At 43.3% G+C, this 2,488-nt stretch carries 3 protein-coding genes; all 3 read left to right on the top strand.

What is annotated here, in order from left to right:
- The first annotated feature begins 29 nt into the window (after nucleotides 1-29).
- The 3 genes from traA (at nucleotide 30) to R7Z49_RS23160 (ending at nucleotide 2,359) form a co-directional block, all read left to right on the top strand.
- On the top strand, nucleotides 30-416 hold the full coding sequence (traA, locus tag R7Z49_RS23150; RefSeq protein ID WP_048608546.1) for a TraA family conjugative transfer protein: 387 nt from the start codon (nucleotides 30-32) through the stop codon (nucleotides 414-416).
- A gap of 220 nt (nucleotides 417-636) precedes the next feature.
- On the top strand, nucleotides 637-1,428 hold the full coding sequence (locus tag R7Z49_RS23155) for a type IV toxin-antitoxin system AbiEi family antitoxin (protein ID WP_048608544.1): 792 nt from the start codon (nucleotides 637-639) through the stop codon (nucleotides 1,426-1,428).
- Nucleotides 1,421-2,359 carry a nucleotidyl transferase AbiEii/AbiGii toxin family protein gene (locus R7Z49_RS23160; protein ID WP_000356587.1) on the top strand — a complete coding sequence of 313 codons (939 nt, stop codon included), beginning with the start codon at nucleotides 1,421-1,423 and terminating at the stop codon, nucleotides 2,357-2,359. Before R7Z49_RS23155 ends, R7Z49_RS23160 begins: the two co-directional genes overlap by 8 nt.
- The last annotated feature ends 129 nt before the right edge of the window (nucleotides 2,360-2,488 follow it).

Consider the following 2,488-nt stretch of genomic DNA (forward strand, 5'->3'; position numbering starts at 1 on the left):
AACTTGAGTATCTACGGAGAAACTAACGAATGACAAATGCAGTTCGCACCATTCAAACTCAGCGCCTAATGACCATTAGTGCGCTTGGTTTGATGGCGTTAATGATTTCGGAGCCCTCATTTGCGGGCACCGGTGGTGATGCTTTCACTGATGTGTGGGATACCCTAAAAGACTGGACCCAAGGTACATTGGGACGGATCGTAGCGGGAGCCATGGTTCTGGTGGGTATTGTGGGCGGTATCGCTCGCCAAAGCTTGATGGCTTTCGCTCTGGGCATTGGTGGCGGTATGGGTCTCTACAACACACCAACAGTCGTTGAAAGTGTTATGTCTGCAACCTTACCTGTCGTTGCCAGCACTCAAGAAGTCATTGGCACAACCGTTCCAGCAATCAGCGCCGTTTTACTGGGCACCTGAATGTGAGCCATAGTAGTCAGTTCACTTAAGGCAATCAAACTTAGGTCTACACAACATCGGGTTATTGGTGATGTTGTGTAGACTTTTTCATTTCAACAACGCCGCATTAGCGGGCTTTGTTTACAGTATTTGGTATATTAACACCTAAAGTGTTAAAATCCCTATCGTAATAAACTAAATGGTTTATACTGTTCGTGATATTCACACTTGGGGTGTTAAAATGTCATCTAAGATAAACTGGCTTGTTGCTCATACTTCTCCTGGTGCGCTAGTACTTCAGCAATGGCTGACTGAAAACGGTGTGAGCTACTCCCTGGCTCAAAAGTACGCGCAGAACGGTTGGCTGAAGAAGCTTAGTTCTGGCGTGTACTATCGTCCAGATGCGCAGGGCGATATAAAGCCAACTTGGGTTGATGCCATTCAAGCATTAGATGTGCAATTGGGCGTTTCAGTTCATTTGGCTGGATTGAGCAGCTTAACTCACCAAGGACTGAGTCACTATTTACAGCTGAACAAAGAGCAAGTTTGGATTTGCGTTAAAAATAAGTCGTCCTTACCAAAATGGTTTCGTGAATTCCCTTATCAGAATTGGTTTTACTGTGGAAACCATAAGCTTGAAGTGAATCCCGAGAAAGATTTGAAAAGGATCACGGTTAAAGAGAAAGAACTCACTGTCAGCTGTGCAGAACTTGCTGCCTATGAAGTGGTAGACGCGATTGGGAAGCTGATTTCATTTGAGCATGTCGCAGAATTATTTCAGGGTTTAGTCAATCTTAGCCCTAGAAAAGTACAAGATATTCTTGAGCGAAGCAGCTCTGTTCAGGCAAACCGAATATTTCTATTTCTGGGTCGATACTACGATCACCAGTGGGTCAATCGCATAGATGAAACAAGAATTAAATTGGGGGCAGGAAAGCGGCAGGTTGTCGAAAAAGGACGTTTTGATGAGCGATATCAAATCACAGTGCCAGAGATATTAAGCGTCAAAAAAGGTGAACAACATAATGGATAAAGATAGCCCATATTACAAACAGGTTTCCTTGCTCATAAGAATGCTTCCTGTGGTAGCAACAGAGACGGTTTTTGCACTTAAAGGTGGCACCGCCATTAATTTATTTGTGAGAGATTTTCCTCGGTTATCTGTAGATATTGATCTTGCTTATCTTCCACTTGAACCAAGAGATGAGGCTTTGATTAATGTCAGGGCTGCATTGCAGCGCATTACAGACAGAATCAATACTCAACCAGATATCAGAGCGGCATTTCAGGATAATAAAGCTGATGAACTGAGAATAGTTGTATCAAGTCCGGTTGCGACGATCAAAATTGAAGTGTCGCCCGTCGCCAGAGGTACATTGCATAGTGCAGAAATAATGCCAGTTCAAGAGTCTGTTGAAGACGAGTTTGGTTATGCTGAGATTCAGGTAGTCAGTCTTCCCGATCTGTATGGTGGGAAATTGTGTGCTGCAATGGATCGCCAACATCCTCGCGACTTATTTGATGTGCGTATGTTACTTGGCAGTGAAGGGATTTCGAGAGAGATTTTGGTGGGTTTTTTAACCTATACATTAAGTCACCCTCGGCCTATTAATGAAGTCATGTCGCCAAACTGGCAGCCTCTGAATGAGAAATTTCAGGCAGAATTTGACGGAATGACTTTTGAAAAAGTTGAATGCGAAGACTTAGCCTCTGTTAGGCCCATGATGTTAATTGAGCTGCAAAAACATTTCACAGAAAGGGATCATGCTTTCCTTATGTCATTCAAAAGAGGGCAACCTGACTGGGCATTGTTTGACTATCCTAATGCAGCAGACTTGCCAGCGATTCGTTGGAAATTGCAGAACATTAACAAATTGGCAAAGAATCAAGCAAAACACCAAGAGCAATTAGATAAATTGAAGCAAGTGCTTGATGATTGGCTTGTTAACGCAAACGCCGAGTAATTCGTTTATAACAAACCTCAACGAGCTATAAGCCCACTAGTTAGATTGCGATTTCTTCAATCTATCTAACCGAGTCCACATAGGACAACTGCATAGACTGGAGCCTCGATTTACATTAACGAGGACTCC

The sequence above is a fragment of the Vibrio sp. 1562 genome (assembly GCF_033340155.1).
Taxonomy (GTDB): domain Bacteria; phylum Pseudomonadota; class Gammaproteobacteria; order Enterobacterales; family Vibrionaceae; genus Vibrio; species Vibrio alginolyticus.